The sequence below is a fragment of the Nocardiopsis sp. NPDC006198 genome, assembly GCF_040613895.1.
Taxonomy (GTDB): domain Bacteria; phylum Actinomycetota; class Actinomycetes; order Streptosporangiales; family Streptosporangiaceae; genus Nocardiopsis; species Nocardiopsis tropica.
This window is the reverse complement of record NZ_JBEXSY010000041.1, coordinates 25,275-44,614: the sequence shown is the minus strand read 5'-3', so window position 1 is coordinate 44,614 and position 19,340 is coordinate 25,275. Positions and strand designations below refer to the sequence as shown.

The window sequence follows — 19,340 nt, the reverse complement described above, 5'->3', positions numbered from 1 at the left end:
CTCGGGGGCCCGTCGCGGATCAGCCCATGGGGAGCAGGCGCCACTGCTGGTGGGTGTGGGAGCCGTCGGGCGCCTGGACGATCGCCGTGCCGTTGTCGGGCGCGCCGCCCTGCCCTTCGAGGGCGCGGCCCGTGGCCCGGTTGACCAGCCGGACGACCCCGCTGCCGACCTCGACCACCGACCAGTGCTGGTTGGGCGCCCCGGTCCGGGTGAGCAGCGTGGCGGCGGGCTGCGCGGGGTCGGCCGCGACCTCCAGGACCTTGCCGCTGCCGACGCCCTCGATCTCGTAGAAGCCCTGTTCGTCGAGCGGGACGAACCTCCACTGCTGGTTCTCCGCGTCGTGGCGGTCCCACAGGTGGACGGGGGCGCCGTTGTCGGTGGAGGCGCCCGCGACGTCGGCGACGCGGTCGCCGTGCACGTTCTGGAGGACGTAGGAGAGCGCGGGGTCCATCCCGGCGGGGTGGACGTACTCCTCTTCTTCCTCGGGCTCCCCGGTCTCCTCCGGCGCGCCGGAGGGCTCGACGAGGATGCCGGAGACCACGTCCATCCCCGGTTCCTCCTGTTCTCCGGAGCCGGCGGCGAGGAGGCCGCCCGTGTAGCCGCCGATGACGGCGACGAGGACGAGCGCCAGCGCTCCGACGAAGACCGGCCAGGTCGGCACGTGCCGTTCCTGGACACGGGGGGCGCTGCGGGCTCGGCGTCGGGACATGTGAGGACACTCCAGCGGGCGACGGGTGAGGGCCGTGTCGGCCACGACCCCGCACCATTTGACACCACTTGACGTACTTCGCGCACGTTCGCCCTCGACCTCCTGCCGGGGCGGGCCTCGATAGGGTCCCGCCATGGAAGCCATCGGAGTCCCCTGGTTCATCGTGGTCCGGTACCTCGGACCGCCGCTCATGCTGCTCGTGGCGGGCGGCGCACTGCTGGTGTGGCGCCCGCCCGCCCGCCGGGGGCTGGTGTGGGCCGCCCTGGTGACGAACCTCGTGGCGGCGGCACTGCCGTTCCTGTGGATCGGGTTGCAGATCCTCACCGACCAGGCGGAGAGGACGGTGTTCGGCCTGGTCATGACCCTGCTCCAGCCCCTGGTCGTGGTGGTGGCCTGGCTGCTGGTCCTGACCGCCGTGATCCACCGCCCGCCCGCCGTCCCGCCCGTGGTCCCGGCCGCCGGGGCGCACGCGGAACCCCGGCGGTCGCGCGCGCCTGCGGGGACCGCGGGACCGGAGGGCCGCCGGGACGAGGGCGGGGAGGCCGAGCGGAGAACCGAAAACGTAGGATGAATACCCATGAGCACCCCGGCCACCCCCAAGGAACCCTTCTCCCTGCGGACCGCGGCGGAGGCGATACCGCCGGTCTGGCTGGTGATGGTCAGCATCGTCTCCGTGCAGACCGGCGCGGGCGTGGCCAAGAACCTGTTCGAGGAGCTTCCCCCGGCCGCCGTCGTGTGGCTGCGGCTGCTCACCTCGGCGGTGCTCCTGGTCCTGCTGGTCCGTCCCGCGCTCCGGGCCCGCAGCCGGACCGACTGGCTGGTGGTGGTCGGCTACGGCGTCGCGCTGGCGATGATGAACTTCCTCATCTACCAGGCGTTCGCGCGCATCCCGCTGGGGATCGCGGTGACGATCGAGTACCTCGGACCGCTGGCCATCGCGATCCTGGGCTCCCGGCGCAGGATCGACCTCCTGTGGGCCGGGCTGGCCGGGCTGGGCGTGGTGGCGCTGGGCCTGGAGTCGGGCTCCATGGACCCGCTGGGCATCCTGTTCGCGGTGCTCGCGGCGGTGGCGTGGGCGGGGTACATCCTGCTCAGCGCGGCGACGGGACAGCGTTTCAGCGGCGCCTCCGGCCTGGCGTTCGCCAGCGTGGTCGGCGTGGTGATCATGGCCCCGGCCGGGATCGCGGAGGGGGGCGCCGCCCTGCTGGACTGGCGGCTGCTGCTGTTCGGCCTGGTGGTGGGCGTGCTCTCCTCGATCGTCCCCTACACCCTGGAACTGAACGCGCTGCGCCGGATGCCGCCCCGGGTGTTCGGCGTGCTGATGAGCCTGCAGCCCGCCGCGGCCGCGGTGGTGGGGCTCGTCCTGCTGGGCGAACTGCTCTCGCCCTGGCAGTGGTTCGCGGTGGGGTGCGTGATCGTCGCCAGCGCCGGCTCGACCCGCACCTCCGCCCGCGAGCGCGGCGGACGGACGCGCGACGGCTCGCCCGCCCCGTCCCCGCCGGAGGACCACCGGAGGGGTTGAGACCCGCACGGCGGTTCGACCCGGTTCTCCTGTCAAGATTTTCAGTTACCCGAAACCTCTCGTAATCACTTACGAAAAAGGTGCCTTGAGCTGCCACGACACTGAAAAGATCGCGACCGCGAAGACCCCCCTCGACCCCACCTCGGAGAACCTGGTTGACTACTCTGCGTTTCCGAACGTGATCAAACGGTTATCAGTCCTGGTGGGTCGGCCGACCTCTTCGAATATTCGCTCTCGAAAGGGAAGCAATGCGCACCGCTGCCAAGATCACCATGACCGCTCTGTTCGCCGCCGGACTCCTCGGCATGGGCACCGGGGCCGCCCTGGCGGGCGAGAAGGGCTCGGACATCGAGGCGTACGAGGCCTGCACCAGCCAGCAGAGCTTCCTCGGTCTGATCAACCTGGACCTGAACCTGCTCAACCAGTGCATCGCGAACTACAACCGCTAATGCCTGTTTCCTGAACCGGGTCCCGGTTCGGGGGAGCGGTTCGTGCGCCCGGGGGCACGCCCCCGGGCGCACGGCCGCGGGCACGGTTCCGGGCAGCGCTCCCGGCCCGACAGGGCGCCGGTTCCCGGCCCCGGGAACGAGGCACCACCCCTCGCACGACGATCGGACGGGTCCGCGCCCTGGCCCCTGTCACCTGGCGTTTTCGTAATCAGGGACCCAGTCGCACGACGGTCGGAGAACGTACTACGCTCTGTCGTATGTCTGATTTCCCGGCCGCCGCGGCGCTGGCCCCGAACACGCTCCCCCCGCTCGCGGCGGAGGACATCATTCTTCTCGGCGCCCCCCTGTGGGCCTGGCAGGTCGCCGTGGCCGTCGCCGGGGTGCTCGCCCTGGTCCTCCTGGCCCGGACCATCTGGAACCCGACCCCGAGGTCCCTGCGCGCCTGGACCCTCGGCAACATCGCGGTCAACGCCGGGATCGCCGTGACGGGCGCCACCGTCCGCGTCACCGAGTCCGGGCTCGGCTGCTCGGAGTGGCCCAGGTGCACCCCCGAGAGCTTCGTGCCCGTCGACACGGGACACGCCGCCTTCAACGCCGCCGTCGAGTTCGGCAACCGGACGCTCACCTTCGTCGTGCTGGCCGTGGCCGTCATCACGTTCATCGCCGTCATGCGGATGACGCCGCGCCGCCGCGACCTGGTCCGGATGGCCGCCATCATCCCGTTCGGCGTCCTCGGCCAGGGCGTCGTCGGCGGCATCACCGTGTGGACCGACCTGCACCCCGCCTCGGTCGCCACGCACTTCCTGCTGTCCATGGTGATGACCTTCATCACGGTCGCCCTGTACGTGCGCTGCCGGGAGCCCGAGGGCAAGCCGCAGGTCTCCGTCGGCCCCATGCTGCACGCCATCAGCGTCGGCCTGGTCGTGATCGGCTTCCTCCTGCTGGTCGCCGGCACGGTCGTGACCGGCAGCGGTCCCCACGGAGGCGACGCGGCGGCCCCGCGCTTCGGGTTCGACATCCCGGTCGTCACGCGCATCCACTCCGCGCTGGCCTGGCTCACCCTGGTCGGGGCCCTGGCCGCCACCGTCATCGCCTTCCGTGGCGGCGCCCGCCGCCCCGTCCGGATCAGCAGCGCCGCCCTCGTGGCGGTCGTGCTCCTCCAGGGGGTCCTGGGCTACACCCAGTACGCCCTCGAGCTCCCCGAGGCGCTCGTCGTCCTGCACGTGCTCGGCTCCGCCCTGACCTGGGTCGCCGTCTCCCGGCTGTACTTCTCCACCAGCCGCCTGGTGCCCGTCGGCGAGGTCGTCGACGACGGCCTCAGCCGAGGCCCGGAGGGGCCTGCTGGCCGTGACGGGGGACGTACTCCTGCTGGCTCCTCGCCTGCGCTATGACGTGGGCGAAGTCGGCCCGGCGCAGGAACCCAGAGTCGGTCGGCTTCTCCGCCCAGCCCGGGGTGACCGGCTGGGGCACCCGCCCCAGGAAGGTGTCCCGGGCCACGTGCATCAGCGCCAGGAAGGAGTCCCTGCGGACCTTCCAGTCCTGGCGGGCCGACCCGGCGTCCAGCCTCTGGTGCAGCAGTGCCAGCTCGGTCGCGGCCAGCTGGTACTCCTTCATCGCCGTCCGCCCCCGCCGGCCGGCGTTGCGCCCCGCCCACTCACGGGCCCGGCGGCGCCCCTGCATGGAGCTGAGCATGGTGATGTCCGACGGCGTGACCAGGCCGGTGGAGATGTAGGACGGCAGGTACCGGTCGATGGCGCCGATCTGCCCCCGCCGGTCGCGCGCCGCCAGCGCCAGGACGCCCATCAGCACCGCGAACAGCACGACGTAGGCGACGGCCAGGCCGTACCAGCCGAAACGGGTGGACGCGTTCCACATGCCGTGCAGCAGGACGGCCAGCGCCCAGCCCCCGACCGGCGCCAGCAGGCGCAGGCGCCCGGTGCGCGTGGCCGCGTAGGCGACGCCGATGCCGATCATCGCGGTGTAGACCGGGTGGCCGAAGGGGGCGATGATCCCGCGGATGGCGAAGGTCGCGACGAGGGTCCCGTCGAAGAACGCGCTCAGGAAGTACAGGATGTTCTCGGTGAAGGCGAAACCGGTGGCGACCATCCCCGCGTAGATCACACCGTCGGTGAACGTGTCGATCTCGTGTCGTCTGCGCCACAGCAGGATCAGCAGCACCACGCCCTTGGCGCTCTCCTCCACCAGGGGCGCCACCACGGACGTCCCCAGGAAGCCGCCCAGCTCCTGCCCGAACAGCGGCACGGTGACGTGGGCCAGCCCCCAGCCGTTGAGCAGCAGGGACGCCACCACCGCCACGCCCGCGCCCCAGACGAAGGCGAAGAACAGCACCCACCCGGGCTCGGGCTCGATCCGGTCGAGCATGAGGATGAGCGGCACGAGGATGCCGACCGGGATGACGGCGGCGACCAGGCTGACGACGAATCCGAGGGCGCCGTCGATGCCCGCCGCGGCCCCGCCCGCCATCGCGAGCAGCCACAGGTAGACGAGCATGCCGGCCATGCACACCACGCTGACGGTGATGCCCAGGACGAGGGTCGTCGAGTAACGGGAGCGTCGGCCCTGGAGGATGGCCTTGCTGTCGAGTCGGGGCATGGGCACCGATCGTAGCGGGAACCGCGTCGACCACGTGTTTCACCCCCGGCGAGAGGGACGCGGCCCCGGCGGGCGGCCGACGGGGGGCGACACGCTCCGGCCGCCGCACGCGGGGACGGCACTCCCCGTATGGGGCAGGATCGGAGTCCGCGATGCGCGAGCGCACGAGAACGGAAGGGCCCCGCCATGGAACCGACCACCATGCCGTCCACCACCGCACCACCGCTCCTGTGGTTGATACGGGTGACGGCGCTCCTCCAGCTGGCCGCCGTCCTCTGGGAGGGCGCGACCGCCGGGCAGCTGGTGACGTTCAACACCGCCGCCCTGCCCCTGCACTACTACGGCGCGTTCGGGGTGCACGTGGCGGCGGGCCTGCTCGTGGTCGCGGCGGGCCTGTACTGGTACCGCTCCGGGGGCGGCCCCGGCCGCCCCCGCGCGATCCTGCTGGCCGGCCTGGCGGCGTTCCTGCTCGGCTTCCCGCAGGCCGCGCTGGGGACCTACGGGCCGCTCCAGGCCCACGTCCCGCTCGCCCTGGTCCTGACCGGGGCCGCGGTGTGGGCGGCCGTGCTGGCCTGGCGCAGGCCCTGACCCGCGCGGGACGGATTCCGCGCACCCGGGACGACCCGGCCCGGGGACGGACCCGCCGGGTCCGGGCCCCGGTCAGGCCGCCGGCCGGTGCGGACCGCCGACCCGTTCGGCCCACGCCAGGACACGCAGGTGCCGGTGCGCGGCTCCCAGGTAGGTCGTCGCGGCCAGCCACGCGCGGGCCAGGCGGTCCGGCGGGGGGACCACCGACTCACCCGTGGCGGTGCGACGGCGCTCACGGGCCGCCCCGACCACCTCGCCGAGGACGTCGGCGGCGGTGGGCAGGTGGTGGCCCCGCAGCCGGGCGGGCAGCGCGGAGCCGTCCGGGGCGGCCTCCCGCCCCGCCTCGGCGATCCGGGCGAGGACCCTGGTCAGGGCGCCCAGGCCGGGGTCGACTCCGGGCGGCTCCGTCGGCCGGGGGCGGCTCGGGACCGCCGATCCGGCCGAGGGCAGGGTGTCCAGGGAGAGGTTGACCCGTCCCTTCCAGGCGGCGGGCAGCGGCAGCCCCGGAGCGTGCACCGCCACCGGCACGAGGAACCCGGGCCGCTCGGGGACCGGCCGTGCCACCGCGCGCAGCGCGAGCCCGGGTTCGGCCGCCAGCCGGAGGAGGTTGCGCGCCCGGAGGAGGTCCTGGGCGCCGTCGGGTCCCAGGACCAGGGGTGCGCCGGTGGCCGCCTCCACGACCGCGGTCCCGCCCTCCGCCTCGCCGGTGACGGTGAGGTCGGCGAAGACCAGGTCGTCGCCGGTGCGGTGGACGGGGGCCGCCTGCGCGGCGACGGCCGCGGCGACCTGATCGGCGAGGGGCCGCCCCCACAGCCCCGCCAGGGGTTCCTCGTCCCAGGCGCACCCGGCGGAGACCGCCGCCGTCGTCGCGGACCCCCCGCTCAGCCGGCCGTCGGCGCTGGCCGCGACCCGCTGGGCGACCATGCCCGAGCGGCCGAGGTCGCGGTGGCTCAGCGCGGACCGCCCGAAGGCGATCCCCGCTCCGTAGACGGCGGCGGCCCTGTCGGGGCCCCCGGGGGCGACGTCGCCGATCCGCCACAGGCGCGCCCCGCCGGCGAGGGACACGGCATGGGTGACGACGCCCGCGTATCCGGACGCGGTGACGACGCGTTCGCAGCCCAGCCCGTACAGCCGGAGGGAGCCGACCTCGGTGTACGAGCGGCGTCCGATCCCCACGTCCGCGAGGGTCGGCGCGGGGCGGGGGCCCTCCGGTCCGCCGCCGAGCCGCCACGAGGTGTCGAGGAGCCCGGTGAGGGCCGCGGTGTACTCGGCCAAAGCGAAGGCCGGTGTGGCGTGGTCGCGCGGACCGGCGGCCACGGCGGTGCAGGCGGCGGCCAGGCGGGGCAGGCGGGCGGCGCGGGCCGTCGCCGCGGCCCGCAGGAGTTCGGAGCGCTGGGAGGAGCCCGCCGCGCGGACCCCCGCCGCCAGGGTCCGGGCCCCGGCGGCCCAGGCGAGCGCGGCCGCGGCGCGGGCGTCGCCGTCCACAGCGGCCGGGGCGGTGAGGGGGTCGTCCCCGGAGGCGCGGGCGGTCTCCGCCGCACCGCTCCGGCCCGCGGGGGCGGCCGGGCCGCCCGCTCCCCCCGGCCGCCCGGCCGGCGCGGGCGGCCCCGGCTCCCCGTCCCGCGGGGGGACGGCTCCGGCGGCCCGGTCCCCGGCGGGCTCTCCTGGCGGCTCGGAGCGCTCCGGCTCCGGGCCGGGCTCCGGACCGTCCGCGTCGTCGTCGCCCGTGGGCGCCAGCAGGCCGGCGACCGAGAGCAGGTGCAGGCAGCGGGGGGCGAGCAGGCAGGTGCAGACCGCCTGGGAGGCCTCGGTGATCCGCGGGCCGATCAGGGTCACGGTCTCGCTCCCCGTCCCGACCGTCCACACGGGGCCGTCCGAGCTCCAGTCCCACTCCTCGGCCGCGCGGGGGGCGGCGTCCAGCTTGCGGCGGACCCGGCCGGGCGCGGCTTCGAGCAGCTCGGCGAGCAGGCCCGGGTCGATACGGGGGCGTTCGGCGGTCACCTGGGGTCCTCCTCGGACTGCGTGTGCGTACGGGGCCGGTCGGCTCGGCGGCCCCCGGCGGTCGGTCGGGCACGGTGGTCGCCGCACGGCGGCGGTCGGAGTCCGCCGGCGGGCCGGTGCGTGCGGGGGCCGGTCCGCGGCCCCGTCCGGCCGCGGGGCGCGGCGCCCCGGGGGCTCCCCTCCGGCGCGGGCCCGGCGGGCGCGTCCCGCAGGGGGGTGCGGAGGGCGGCCGACCCGCGCGGCGCCGCCGGGGGGACCCCGCCGGCGGCGTGCCCGTCCCGGGCACTCACCCCCGCACCTTCTCACCGATCCACGACGCCAGCTCCTGCGGGCTCAGCGACGCGACCGGCATTCCCGCGGCGACGAACTGCGCGGCGAGCGCCTGGTTGCAGACCGGCGCCCCCGTGTCGTCGAGGGCGGCGATCCCGAGCAGGTGGGCCCCGGAGGCGGCGAGCGCGCGTACCTCGGCCAGGGTGCGGGACAGGTTCCCGCCCTCCTCGAAGTCGGTGACGAGCGCGACGATCGTCCTGCTGGGGACCCTGACCCTGGCCCGGGTGTGCGCCAGCCCCGCGCCGATGTCGGTGCCACCGCCCACGGACACCTCCAACAGGAGGGACAGCGGGTCCGGCACCCGGTCGGTGAGGTCCACGACCTCCGTGGAGAAGGTCGTGAACGACACGCTCAGCGCGGGCAGGCCGTGCAGCACCGCCGCGACGAGGGCCGCGTAGACCGTGGAGCGCTCCATCGACCCCGACACGTCCACGACGATGTGGACGTGCCAGTCCGCGCTCCGCCGCGCCCTGGTCCGGAAGACCGGGGCCTCGGGGACCAGCAGCGGTCCGTCCGGGCCGGGGCGGACCGTGCGCAGGTTGGCGCGGACCGTGCGGCCGAGGTCGAGAGGCCCGCCGCGCCGGCGGGTGGGGCGCGGCACGGACAGGCCCGACAGTGCGGGGCTCATGCGGCGCGCGAGCTGCCGCACCAGCTGCTCCGTGATCGCCGCGACCAGGGGCCGCAGCTTGGCCAGACGCGCCTCGGGCAGCGCCCCGGCCAGCGAGAGCACCTGTTCGAGCAGGTCGACGGAGGCCGTGACCCGGCCGGGGTCGAGGCGGTCGAGGGCGTCGGCCCGGCCGCGCGCGGCGGCCCGGCCCAGCACCTCCTCGCGGACCGTGCCGCCGAAGAGGTCCTGGAGCTCCTCGTCCCACCGGCGCGCGGCGGGTTCCGGGCTCCCGTCGCCGCCCCTCGCGCCGGGGCGGTCGGAGGGCTCCTGGGAGCCCTCCCCGTGGCCGCGGCCGTACAGCTCGTCGAGCGCCGCCGACGCCCTGCGGGCCAGGGTCCCGCCGCCCCGGGGCCGGCGCCCGAGGACGAGCCGCCACCGGTCCGCCGCCCCGATGGCGTGCGGGGCGTCCCCACCCGGGGACGGCTCCGGGGGCGCCGCCGAGTAGGCCGCCCCGGGACGCCCCGGCCCGTCCGCGGGAGGGACCGCTCCTGCCGGGACGGACGGACCGGCGGCGTCCCCCGCCCCGGTGGGAAGCGGTGCGGAGGGGGCGCCGGGGGCGGACGTGCCCGGTGCGGGGCCGTCCGCGGGCCGGTGGCCGGCTGCGGGGGCGGCGGTCCCCGCGTCCGCGGGGGCCGCGTCCGCGCCGTGGAGGAGCCCCGGCACCAGGGCCTCCAGGGCCGCTCGTGCGGCGGTGTCCGCTCCGGCCAGCACGAGGGCCAGCTCCGGCGGCACCTCCAGGCGGGCGTGCACCTCGCCGATCCTCTCGGTGACCGCGTCCAGGAAGCGCGAGCGCGCCGCCGCCGACAGCGCCTCGAACCCCTCGCGCAGGGCGGGCAGCCGCGTGAGGAAGCCGGAGTCGGACCAGGCCTCCACACGTGCTGTGAGCGCGTCCAGGACGCCGGTGTCGGCCTCGACCACGGGGGCGGCCACGGTCAGTGCCCCGGCCAGGCGCAGGGCGAGCGGCCCGCCCCCGGCTGCCGCCTCCACCCAGCCGGCCAGGCGTACGGCCATGTCCCCGGGCGCGAGGTCGCCCAGGACCATCAGCGCGGCGGAGGCGGCTCCCTGGGCGAGCGGCCCGCCGCTCTCGGCGAGCAGTCCCAGGTGCCACAGGAGTCGCTGGGACCCCACCGCGCCGGGAAGCGGCGCCTGGTCCTGGACCAGGCGCACGACCCGCAGCAGCGCGGCGGCGTCCGCCGGGTCGGTGCTGCCGGAGACGCCCGGGACGGAGGCGACCGCCGCCTCGGCCAGCCGCACGCGCAGCCGGTGCAGGGGCTCGGGGGCGCGCGGCATGCCCGGCACCTGGCCCGAGACGACGCGTTGGACCCGGTCGTGGAGCTCCACGGCGTCGGACAGGCCCGCCCGCGGCAGCACCTCCTCCCGGACGCGGTCGCCCAGGTCGGCGGCCAGGTCGGTCAGGGCGCACTCGGCGGCCTGGGTGAGGAGGGCGCCGGCCGCCTCCGGTGTCAGGGAGCCCTCCCCGCCGTCGCCGGCGTCGCGGAGGCGTGCGGCGACGCGGCCGCGCGCGGCCTGTTCGAGGGTGGGCCCGTAGCAGGACGCGAGTTCGAGGGTGGCGCTGGTGGCCGGTGTCCAGCGCGCGGTCCACAGGCGGCCCAGGGTCTCCCCGTCGGCGGTGGGGCCGCCCTGCCGGGGTTCGGCGTAGGAGACGCCCGCCGCGTACAGGCGGTGGAGGGCGATGTGGCGTTCGCGGTCGCGGCCGCCGCGCAGGGGGTCCAGTCTCAGGTCCCGGCCCTCCTCGCCCGGGCCGGGCAGCCCGAGCCGGCGGAGGAGGGCGGTGGCGTCGGCGACCAGGCCGGAGACCGGGGCGCCGTGGGCGGGGGCGCCGCGCCGGGAGCCGACCAGCTCGCGCTGGGCGGCACGGGCCAGGGCGCGGGCCCGGCCCAGGGGCTCGCCCTGGGCGAGAGCGGAGGAGAGACCCTCCACCAGCTCGCGGCGGCCCGGGGCGGGCAGTCCGCGCAGGGCCGCGAGGTCGCGGGCCATCCGGTAGGCGGCGGTCGTGTCGGGCACCCCGCACACGTGCCCGTCCGCGCGCAGGCGGCCGCCGATGGCGGACAGGCGCCGGACGGCCGCGCGTTCGATCCCCTCGGGGTCTCCCCCGGCCGCGTGGACGTCCTGCTGCCACTCGGGGTCACGGATTCCGGCCGGGTAGCCCGAACGCGAGTCCAGGAGGGCGAAGGTGTAGGGGATGAGGGCGGTGGAGACCCCCTCGCGGGGCTGCTCCCCGGGGGCGGGGACCGTGATCCCGCCGGTGGGCGGGAGGCCCTCCGGCTCGGGACCCCTCAGGAACGCCGCTGCGGCGGTGTCCGGCGCGCCGCCCGGGGCCCCCTCCCCCGGCGGCCGGACCGCGGCGGGCAGGGCGTGCGGGGGAAGGAGCGCGGCGGCGTGGAACGCGCCCACGACCGCCACGGGCCTGGCGGCGCCGATCTCGCCGATCCGGCGCCGCATCCAGGCCTCGCGGGCACGGTCCCGGGCTCCCACCCCGCCCGCGCGGAGGGCGGCGGCGCGGTGCGCCCACCCCAGGGCGAGGGCCGCCCTGCGGACCCTCTCGGGGGCGGCGCCGTACGAGCGCGCCTCCACCAGCCGGTCCCACAGCTCCTCCCCGTCCTCGACGCCGCCGGCGCGCAGCAGTGCGCGGTCCGGCGCCGGGCCCTCGGCAGGGCCGGAGCCGCCGCCGTCGTCGACGGCCAGGGAGGCGGGCAGGTCCACGGCGTGCACGGGCACGCCCCGGGCACGCGCCCAGCGGACCGCCGCGAGCTCGGGCGAGAAGTCGGCGAAGGGGTAGTAGGAGTGGTCCCCCCGTCCCGCGTCGCCGAGCACGAGGGCGACCGGGGCCACCGTGTCCGGGTGGCCCAGCCACTCCAGCCACGGCCCGGCCTCCAGCGGGAGTTCGACGAGCACGGCGTCGGGGTCCGCCGCGTCCAGGAGCGCGGGGACCGCCGCGGCGAGCACGGGCGAGTGGTGGCGCACCCCGATGAGGAGGGGTTCCGTGCACGCCGCCAGCGCCTCGGGGACGGCTGCGGCTCCCGTCGGCCCGCAGAGGACCTCTGCGGCGTCCGGCGCCGGGGCCCCGCCCTCGGCGGGCGAGGGCCCCCGGTGGTCCGGTTCGTGGGACACGCGGCTCACTCCCCCACGACGTGGCGCAGCTCGTACAGGCGCTTCCACAGCCGGGCCCCGTTCTCCGCCCGGTGGCGGATCGCGGAGTCCCAGTAGGCGAGCAGGCGCCCCTGGTCGTCGGGGTCGTCCTTGCGGACCGCTCCCAGCAGGTAGCCGGGGACGAGGGCGAGGGGGTCGGCCGCCCCCAGGTAGGCGGTCTGCAGACCGAGGGAGGTGGTGACGCCCACCGCCTCGGCGGTGCTCATGACGGTGGTGGGCCGCTCCACGGGCCAGCCCTCGACGGAGGCTCCGGAGCGCAGGTCCCGGAAGGCGGTGACCAGCGCTTCGAGCACGGCGTCGTCCACGGGGAGCTCGTGGCCGTGGCGGGCCAGCGCCGTGCCCGCCTGGCGGCGCACGAGGTCCACCTCGGCCTCCAGGTCGGCGATGGGCGGGACCACCTCGAAGTTGAAGCGGCGCTTGAGCGCGGCGCTCATCTCGGACACGCCCCGGTCGCGCAGGTTGGCGGTGGCGATCACGTTGAAGCCGGGCCGCGCCAGGAACTGGCCGTCGTCGGTGAGCTCGGGGACGGCCATCCGCCGGTCGGAGAGCAGCGAGACCAGGGAGTCCTGGACCTCGGGCAGGCAGCGGGTGACCTCCTCGACCCGGACGACGCGGCCCGTCCGCAGCGCCGTGAGCACCGGGGAGGGCGCGAGGGCATCGACGGTGGGGCCCTTGGCGAGCAGGAGCGCGTAGTTCCAGCCGTAGCGCAGGTGTTCCTCGGTGGTTCCCGCGGTCCCCTGCACGGTGAGCGAGCCGGTTCCGCTGACGGCGGCGGCGAGGAGTTCGGACAGGAGCGACTTGGCGGTGCCCGGTTCGCCGACGAGCAGCAGGCCGCGTTCGCCCGCGAGGGTGACGACGCAGCGCTCGACGAGCCCCCGCTCACCGACGAACTTGGCGGGGATCTCCATGCTCGACGGGAGCCCGTCGACGGGGGCGGGCAGCCGCAGCGCGGCGCCGCCGCTGCCGACGACGAAGGTCACGACGGCGCGGGGGGTGAGCCGCCAGCCGGGCGGGCGCGGCCCGGGGTCGTGGGCGGCGAGGAAGGCGAGTTCCCCGGCGTACCGGAGTTCGGCGGGCTCGATCTGGACGTCGGGCGCGGTTTCTGGCACCGCTTCTCCTCGGGGTGGGTTCTGGTCGGGTCCGGCGGGGGCGTGCGGGGCCGGTCCGCGCGGCGCGGAGGGCGCCCGCGGCGGCCCCGAGGGGCGCCCCGGCCGGCTCCGGCGGTGCGGAGCCGGCGGGGAACGGGTCCCGGTCCGCGTCCGTGCCCGGGGGCGCGGCCGCGGACCGGCGGGCTACCGGCCGGGCCGGTCCCCGTCGCGGAAGCGTCCCCATGCCTCGGCGAAGAGGTCCGGCAGGGGGCGGGTGGCGTGGAACCTCACCTGTCGGCCGGAGGGCAGGCGGTTCCTCCGCGCGCCCAGGTCGTACAGCGGCAGCTTCCACGCCTCGTACGGCAGGTTGGGAGCCTTGGCGTCGGTCCAGGGACCGGGGACGAACACCGAGCGCCCCGACCGGGAGCGCTTGGCCGTCAGCACGAGGTCCGTCGCCGCCAGCTCGGCCTGGACCTTCTTGTGGCGGGCGGGGGTCCACCCGTTGACCGCGCGGATCCTGCGGTCGGTGGGTTCGAGCAGCGTCAGCAGCTGGAGGTACAGGCGGGCGGCGTCCGGCGAGAGCCCGAGTTCGGCTCGGGCCTCCTCCAGGACCCCGGGGGCCGAGGCGACCGGGTCGTGCTCCCGAGCGCCCTCGGGCAGCTTCCCGGAGGAGACCCGCTCGGCCAGGGAGGTGAAGTCCTCGCCGAGCAGGAGTTCGACCTCCGCGAGAACCCCCTGCCCGACGTAGCCCGAGTCGTCGGCCACCACGCTCCGCAGCACCCGTGAACGGACGTCCCGGCCCAGCCCGGACGGGCGGAACCACACCTGCAGCACGCCGCGGCCGCCGGCCGTCAGCACGGCCACGCCGTTGTCGGCGCTCTCCGCGAACGGGGTGCCGCCCGCGGGGTCCCGGTAGGGTTCGCCCCCCACCTCCTCCAGGCGCCGCCGGGCGTCGGTGACCCACATCGCCCCGGCGCCGAGCAGCAGCCCGGGGGCGCCCAGCAGCTCCCGGACCGCGGTCAGGGCGGCGGGGACGCCCTCGCGGACCGGGTCCCCCGCGGAGAGCTCGTTGCAGGCCCACGGGACGAGGTGGGCGAGGTCGACGAGGACGGCGGTCAGCCGCCCCGCCTCCACCGTGGTGTGGAGGAGCTCCGTGTAGTCGTGGTGGCGGCCCTTGGACAGCCGGAGCCGTGAGACGACGTCGCGGTTCAGGGCCGGCTCACCCGTGTGGTCGGCGAGGAGGCGCAGCCGCTGGAGTCCGACCCGGTCCAGCCCCGACGCCCCGAACGCCGTCAGGGTGGACTCCGGCAGGGCGAACCGGCGTCCGAAGCGGGCGTTCCACGCCCGGGCGACGCGTTCGGCGACCCCGGACACGCCTCCCGGCTCCCACAGGGCGGCGATGCCCTCGGGGGTTCCGGGCAGGGCCTCGCGGTACAGGTCGAGCACGTCCTGCGCGGTGACGCCGGCGAACTCCTCCGCGGCGAACCGGGCGCCGACCGCCGACAGTCCCAGCTCGCGCCGGGTCAGGTCGGGGACCGCGCCCCCGCCGACCCTCCACGGGGCGCGCAGCAGCAGTTCCGCGGCCTCCGGGATCAGCCCGGTGTCCCCGGCCAGGGCCTCGGCGGCACCGGGGTCCCAGGGGATCGGGCCCCGCTCGGCGACGGCGGCGGTGAACGCGGTGAGCTGGTCGGCGTCGCCCCAGGCCAGGTCGGCCCGGCGGCGCTCGTAGCCGGCCCCGGGGGACTCCGAGGGCGGGGTTCCGCCCGTGCGGGCCTCCACGTAGGTGTGCACGGTGCCGCGCTCGGAGCGGCCCTCCGAGCCGGGGACCCCGGAACGGGCCCCCGTGTCGGCGCGGCGGATCCCCTCCTCCACCAGGGGCGTGAACTCCTCCCCGCCGACGACCTTCCCCGTCTCCACGGTCGCGGCGCGGTCGGCGAAGAGGGTCCCCGACCACCTCCGCAGGAAGTCCAGCAGGGCTGCCCGCTCGTCCTCGCCGACGGCGGGCAGGGCGGCCTGCCAGGCCAGGGCGCCGATCCGGCCGAGGAGGACGCTCCAGTCCGCGCTGGTGCGGGGCCGGTCCGCGAGTTCCCCCGCGTCGGCCTCCCCCCGCAGGAACCGGGAGGTGGCCTCCAGGTGGGCCCTGGCGTCGTGGTCGCCCCTGCCCAGGGCGGGGAGGAAGCGGTACAGGCCGCGGGCCAGGGGCTCCGACTCGGGCCTCCTCGGCACGCCCTCCACGGTCCGGCGGATCCCGGCGAGGTAGTCGCCCAGCTCCGCCCGGAGCCCGGCGGCCGAGTGCGCGAACCCGGCGACGTTCCGGACCAGGCTCTCGTCGGGGACGGCCCCGTCCGCGGAGAGCAGTGCCCCGGCCGCCTTCGGGGTGAGCTCGGTGCCCGCCGTCCTGTCCGCGCGCCGCTCCGTCTCGGCCGCGTCCAGCAGCGGGCCCAGGTCGGCGGCGGACACGCGGCGCAGGAGCTCGGACGAGCGGGGGTCCCTCACCGTCATGAAGTGCCAGAACACGGGTTCGGGGAGGTAGGGGACGCCCCACTTGGCGGTGCACTCGCAGGCGGTGCCCGTGTGGCAGCTCCAGATCTGCCCGGAGCCGTCCGCCGCCAGGAGGGTGGCGCCCCCGGCGCCGCTGAGTGCGTGGGTGGCGCCGCCCGGGGCGGTGAACAGGGCGGCCGGGGCGGCGGAGGCGTAGGAGTGGCGTCCCCTCCCGTCCGGGACGCGCACCTCGGCGGAGCGCCCGTCGGGGGCGGTGATCCGGAACGCGGTGTGTCCCGCGCCGCGGCCGAGCCCCACGACCGCGAAACCGGCGACCCCGTCGGCCCCTCCGAGAGGGGAGCCCTCCGTGGGCTCCTCCAGGGGGCCCAGCGTGCAGGCGTGCACGAGCAGCCGCTCCCCCTCCGCGAGGGGCTGCTCCTCCAGGAAGGCGGGCAGGCTCCTGCGGCCCCGGTCCCCGGTGGCGGGGTCCGTCTCGTGCAGTCGGCCGCGGTCCAGCACCCAGTGGGTGCGGCCGTCGCCGAGCACGTGGCGGTCGGCCCTGCCGGGGTCGTCGCCGGCCCGGACGGCGCGGTGGCCGCCCATGCGGGCGCCGTCCGCGGTGAGCTGGGCGGTCCCCGGGCTCCCGCCGCGCGACCCCCAGGAGTACACGGCGGAGTCGTAGCCGGAGAACGTGAGCACGGTGTCGGGGTCGGTGGTCCAGTAGCCGCGGTTCTCGCGGTCGACCCGGTAGACGACGAGGAAGGCCCCGTCGGCGTACGCGGCCCGGACGTCCTTGGCCCCGGCGGGCAGACGGGGCGCGTGCTCGGCGACCCGGCCGCGCGGCCCGACCGCGATCACCTTGGCGGCGGAGGCCAGGGTGAGGACGGGCCAGCTGGCGGTGCCGGTGATCCCGGGACCCTTGCCGGTGCCGGTCGCGCCGAGCTCCCTGGCGGCCTCCTCCAGCGCCTCCCAGGCGTACTCGCCGACGATCCCGGCGCGCAGGGTCACGGCGAGCGCCCCGGCGACGTCGACGGACTCCAGCTGGGCGAGGCGGTCGGGGAAGGCCCGGAAGGCGTCGCCCCCGACCTCGGACCTGAGCTGCTCCAGGTGGAGGCCGAGCTGGGCCAGGGCCGTCCCGCCCATGGCGCCGACCAGCTCTCCGAGCCGCCGGTCCACGTAGGGGTGCAGGTACTCGTAGGGCAGCAGCTCGTCCAGGACCCGGCCGTGGTGCCGGCCGTACCCGGTGGCGGAGGCGGCGAGCACGGGTTCCCACACGGGGTCGGCCCGCACGTGGGCGAGGTCGCGCCGGGGGGCTCCGCTCCGGTCGGACACCCAGGACTCCAGGTCCAGGGCGGCCTCCCCCGGCGGGAGCACGGGCACGCCCAGTTCGAGGCACATGTCGAGCAGCACCGGGGAGACCTCGCCGCGGAACCGGCTGCCGCGCCCTCCGAGGCCGACCGGGTCGCCGTCGGCACGGAGGCGGTCGGCGAGGCGCGGCACCAGTTCCAGGAGGCGGTCCGGCACGCTCCGCCGCCAGCCACGGCAGTGGGAGACCATCCGGGAGAACCAGGCCGCGGCGCCTCCGGGGACCGGCCGGGCCGGGTCGGCGAGGAGGTCGACGGCCCCGGCGTCGTCGAGCATCTGCAGCCACCACTGCTGGAACGCGGCCCCGCCGGAGACGAAGAGGCCGAGCAGGGCGCGGGCGGCGTCCTCGTCGGAGCGGCCCAGGGCGACCAGGCCCGGCCGCGCCGCCTTCCAGAAGCCCTCCGGGGCCGAGGACGTGGCGGGCACGGTCAGGAGCTCCCGCAGGACGGCGACCTCCTCCTCGGCCGGGTCGAGCCCGGCGGCCCCGGCGAGGGAGCGGATCTGCTTGGGCAGGCCGGTCCAGGGCGGGAGCCCGCCCAGGGTCCGGCGGATGCTGAGCTCGCGGAACTCCGCGTAGGCGCGGGCGGGCTCGTAACGCGCGGCGAGTTCGGCGGCGTGCCCGGCCAGGGCCTTGACCGTGAGGGCGCCGGCGAAGGCGAACTCCAGGAAGGCCTCCCGGCGGGTCGCCTCGTCCACGGGCAGGCTGTAGACGCGTTCGGCCTCGCGGGCGCGGCCGAACATGACGGCGGCGGTGCGCGCGTTGTCCGCCGCGACGAACGCGCGGCCCGCCTGCTCCCAGTAGGAGGGCAGGTGGTGCAGGGGCACGCCCTCGGCGATGCGCGCGAACTCGTCGGAGGCCGGGCCGGGGCGGTTCGCGGCCAGGCGGGCCGCGCGTTCCATGGGGCGGACCAGGGCGAGCGCCTCGGCGCGGCGCTCCGGGTCGTTGACCAGTGCCCACTCGGGGTAGCCGAGGCCGCGCGGGCGGGCCAGCGCCAGGGGTTCGGAGGCCTCCTCCACGGTGAAGCCGAGGAAGTCCAGGGCCGCGTCCTCGGCGGGGGCGAGGGTGTCGGGGACGAGCCGCACGACGGTGCGCCCGCCCAGCGCCGGATGAGTGTAGGCGCGGGCGCGAACGGTGTCGGTGGCGCCGTCGGCCGGGGTGTCCAGGGGGGCGAGGCCCGCCTCGAGGAGGCCGGTGCCGGGGGTGGTGGTCACGACTGCGTCGTCTCCTCTTCGGTGTTCCTGCGGCCCGCGTGGATCAGTTCGGCCATGCGGATGCCCTCGGACCAGGCGATGGGTCCCACGTCGCCGAGCCGGAGGGGGCGCTCGGCGTCGTCGACCCACAGGAGCCGGCCGGTCTCGGTCCCGTAGTCGGGCGCGTCGGAGCCGATCCAGTAGCGGGCCTGGACCGGGCGTCCCCGCTCCGTGACGCGGCAGACGGCGTAGCCCCCGCGGACCGTGAACCCGTACCGCTGGGCGCGGCCGGTGGCGTGGCGCAGCTGGTCGAACTCCCCGCCGGAGTAGTCCTCGACGGCGGTGGCTCCGGCCTCGACGGTGTCGGGCCTGCGGTGGATCGCGCGGGTGAGCTGCGGCAGGCGCTGGGTGATGCCGAGTTCGAGGGCGAACTCGCGGACGTCCTCCAGGTCCTCGAGGAGGACGGGGTGGGCCGGGACGACCCGGTCGGCGTCCAGCCAGGCGCTCTCGGCGTCCAGGTCGAGGACGCCGATCCGGCCCCGGTCGTCCACGCCCCGCAGGAAGCCGCCGTCGCCGCCCCCGGCCGGGACGACGAAGAGGTCGGTGAGCAGCTCCCTCCAGGCGGGGTCGGCCCACACGCGGGCGATCACGGAGGCGGGCACGGGGAGGGAGCCCAGGAGCCAGGACTCGACCCGTTCGACGCACTCGCGCTCGTGGCGTTCGAGCCGGAGCAGGACGCCGCGGAGGTGTTCGGCCTCGGCGGACTCGCGCACCTTCTTGGGGACGGTCTTGAGCCTGCGGCCCCTGGCGTTGCGGCACACGAGGGAGGCGCCGTCGAGGGCGAGCGCGTAGCCGTCCGGGCCCTCGGTCCAGACCGGGTCGGCGTCAGGGGGTGGGGAAGTCGTTGCCATGGTGAGGTTATAGCGGTGACCGGTGACAACACGGGACACAGTCGCCGTAGGCGCCTTCTCCGCCACGAAGGGTGGCGTTCCCGTGCACCGCGGGTCACCGCGGCCGGGGCCGCCGGGCCGGGACTCGCGAGGCCGGCCCCGACCGGATCCTGCTCGACCTCAGCCCGCCCCCGCACGCGCGCGGGGCCGCGGGCGGCGGGCGGCGGGCGGCGGGCGGCGGAGAGCACGGTGGCGCCGCCCCCGAGGGGACGGCG

General features: G+C 76.7%; 12 protein-coding genes. 5 read left to right on the top strand and 7 right to left on the bottom strand.

Features of this window, described 5'->3' with window-relative positions; genetic code table 11:
- Positions 1 to 19: 19 nt before the first annotated feature.
- On the bottom strand, positions 20 to 709 hold the full coding sequence (locus tag ABZ234_RS23625; protein ID WP_355013477.1) for an RICIN domain-containing protein: 690 nt from the start codon (positions 707 to 709) through the stop codon (positions 20 to 22).
- A gap of 133 nt (positions 710 to 842) precedes the next feature.
- Here ABZ234_RS23625 and ABZ234_RS23620 point away from each other — a divergent pair, with 133 nt between their 5' ends.
- From ABZ234_RS23620 to ABZ234_RS23605, 4 genes are all read left to right on the top strand, one after another.
- Complete coding sequence (locus tag ABZ234_RS23620; protein ID WP_355013476.1) at positions 843 to 1,280, top strand: hypothetical protein; 438 nt, start codon at positions 843 to 845, stop codon at positions 1,278 to 1,280.
- Between the two features lie 6 nt (positions 1,281 to 1,286).
- Entirely contained in the window at positions 1,287 to 2,231 is a 945-nt protein-coding gene (locus ABZ234_RS23615; RefSeq protein ID WP_344182361.1) for an EamA family transporter, read from the top strand.
- Positions 2,232 to 2,479: 248 nt separating this feature from the next.
- On the top strand, positions 2,480 to 2,680 hold the full coding sequence (locus tag ABZ234_RS23610; RefSeq protein ID WP_267949033.1) for a hypothetical protein: 201 nt from the start codon (positions 2,480 to 2,482) through the stop codon (positions 2,678 to 2,680).
- Positions 2,681 to 2,937: 257 nt separating this feature from the next.
- Positions 2,938 to 4,071 carry a COX15/CtaA family protein gene (locus ABZ234_RS23605; RefSeq protein WP_355013475.1) on the top strand — a complete coding sequence of 378 codons (1,134 nt, stop codon included), beginning with the start codon at positions 2,938 to 2,940 and terminating at the stop codon, positions 4,069 to 4,071.
- On the opposite strand, the gene ABZ234_RS23600 is transcribed toward ABZ234_RS23605, so the two are convergent.
- Positions 3,998 to 5,293, bottom strand: coding sequence for a PrsW family intramembrane metalloprotease (locus ABZ234_RS23600; RefSeq protein WP_355013474.1), 1,296 nt, complete (start codon positions 5,291 to 5,293; stop codon positions 3,998 to 4,000). The two genes, ABZ234_RS23605 and ABZ234_RS23600, sit on opposite strands and share 74 nt — an antisense overlap.
- Positions 5,294 to 5,479: 186 nt before the next feature.
- Here ABZ234_RS23600 and ABZ234_RS23595 point away from each other — a divergent pair, with 186 nt between their 5' ends.
- Positions 5,480 to 5,881 (top strand): hypothetical protein, encoded by a 402-nt coding sequence (locus tag ABZ234_RS23595; protein WP_267949030.1) that lies wholly within the window; start codon positions 5,480 to 5,482, stop codon positions 5,879 to 5,881.
- A 72-nt stretch (positions 5,882 to 5,953) separates the two neighbouring features.
- Here the strand turns inward: ABZ234_RS23595 and ABZ234_RS23590 are convergent, their stop codons facing one another.
- The 5 genes from ABZ234_RS23590 to ABZ234_RS23570 all read right to left on the bottom strand — a co-directional run bounded on the left by ABZ234_RS23590 (position 5,954) and on the right by ABZ234_RS23570 (position 19,086).
- Positions 5,954 to 7,882, bottom strand: a complete 1,929-nt coding sequence (locus tag ABZ234_RS23590) for a hypothetical protein (RefSeq protein WP_355013473.1) — start codon at positions 7,880 to 7,882, stop codon at positions 5,954 to 5,956.
- A gap of 286 nt (positions 7,883 to 8,168) precedes the next feature.
- On the bottom strand, positions 8,169 to 12,011 hold the full coding sequence (locus ABZ234_RS23585) for a DUF5682 family protein (RefSeq protein ID WP_355013472.1): 3,843 nt from the start codon (positions 12,009 to 12,011) through the stop codon (positions 8,169 to 8,171).
- Positions 12,012 to 12,016: 5 nt separating this feature from the next.
- Positions 12,017 to 13,159, bottom strand: a complete 1,143-nt coding sequence (locus ABZ234_RS23580) for an AAA family ATPase (protein ID WP_267949027.1) — start codon at positions 13,157 to 13,159, stop codon at positions 12,017 to 12,019.
- A gap of 183 nt (positions 13,160 to 13,342) precedes the next feature.
- On the bottom strand, positions 13,343 to 18,196 hold the full coding sequence (locus ABZ234_RS23575) for a hypothetical protein (RefSeq protein ID WP_355013471.1): 4,854 nt from the start codon (positions 18,194 to 18,196) through the stop codon (positions 13,343 to 13,345).
- Entirely contained in the window at positions 18,193 to 19,086 is an 894-nt protein-coding gene (locus ABZ234_RS23570) for a DUF4132 domain-containing protein (RefSeq protein WP_355013470.1), read from the bottom strand. The genes ABZ234_RS23575 and ABZ234_RS23570 overlap by 4 nt, the downstream gene beginning before the upstream one ends.
- Positions 19,087 to 19,340 lie beyond the last annotated feature (254 nt).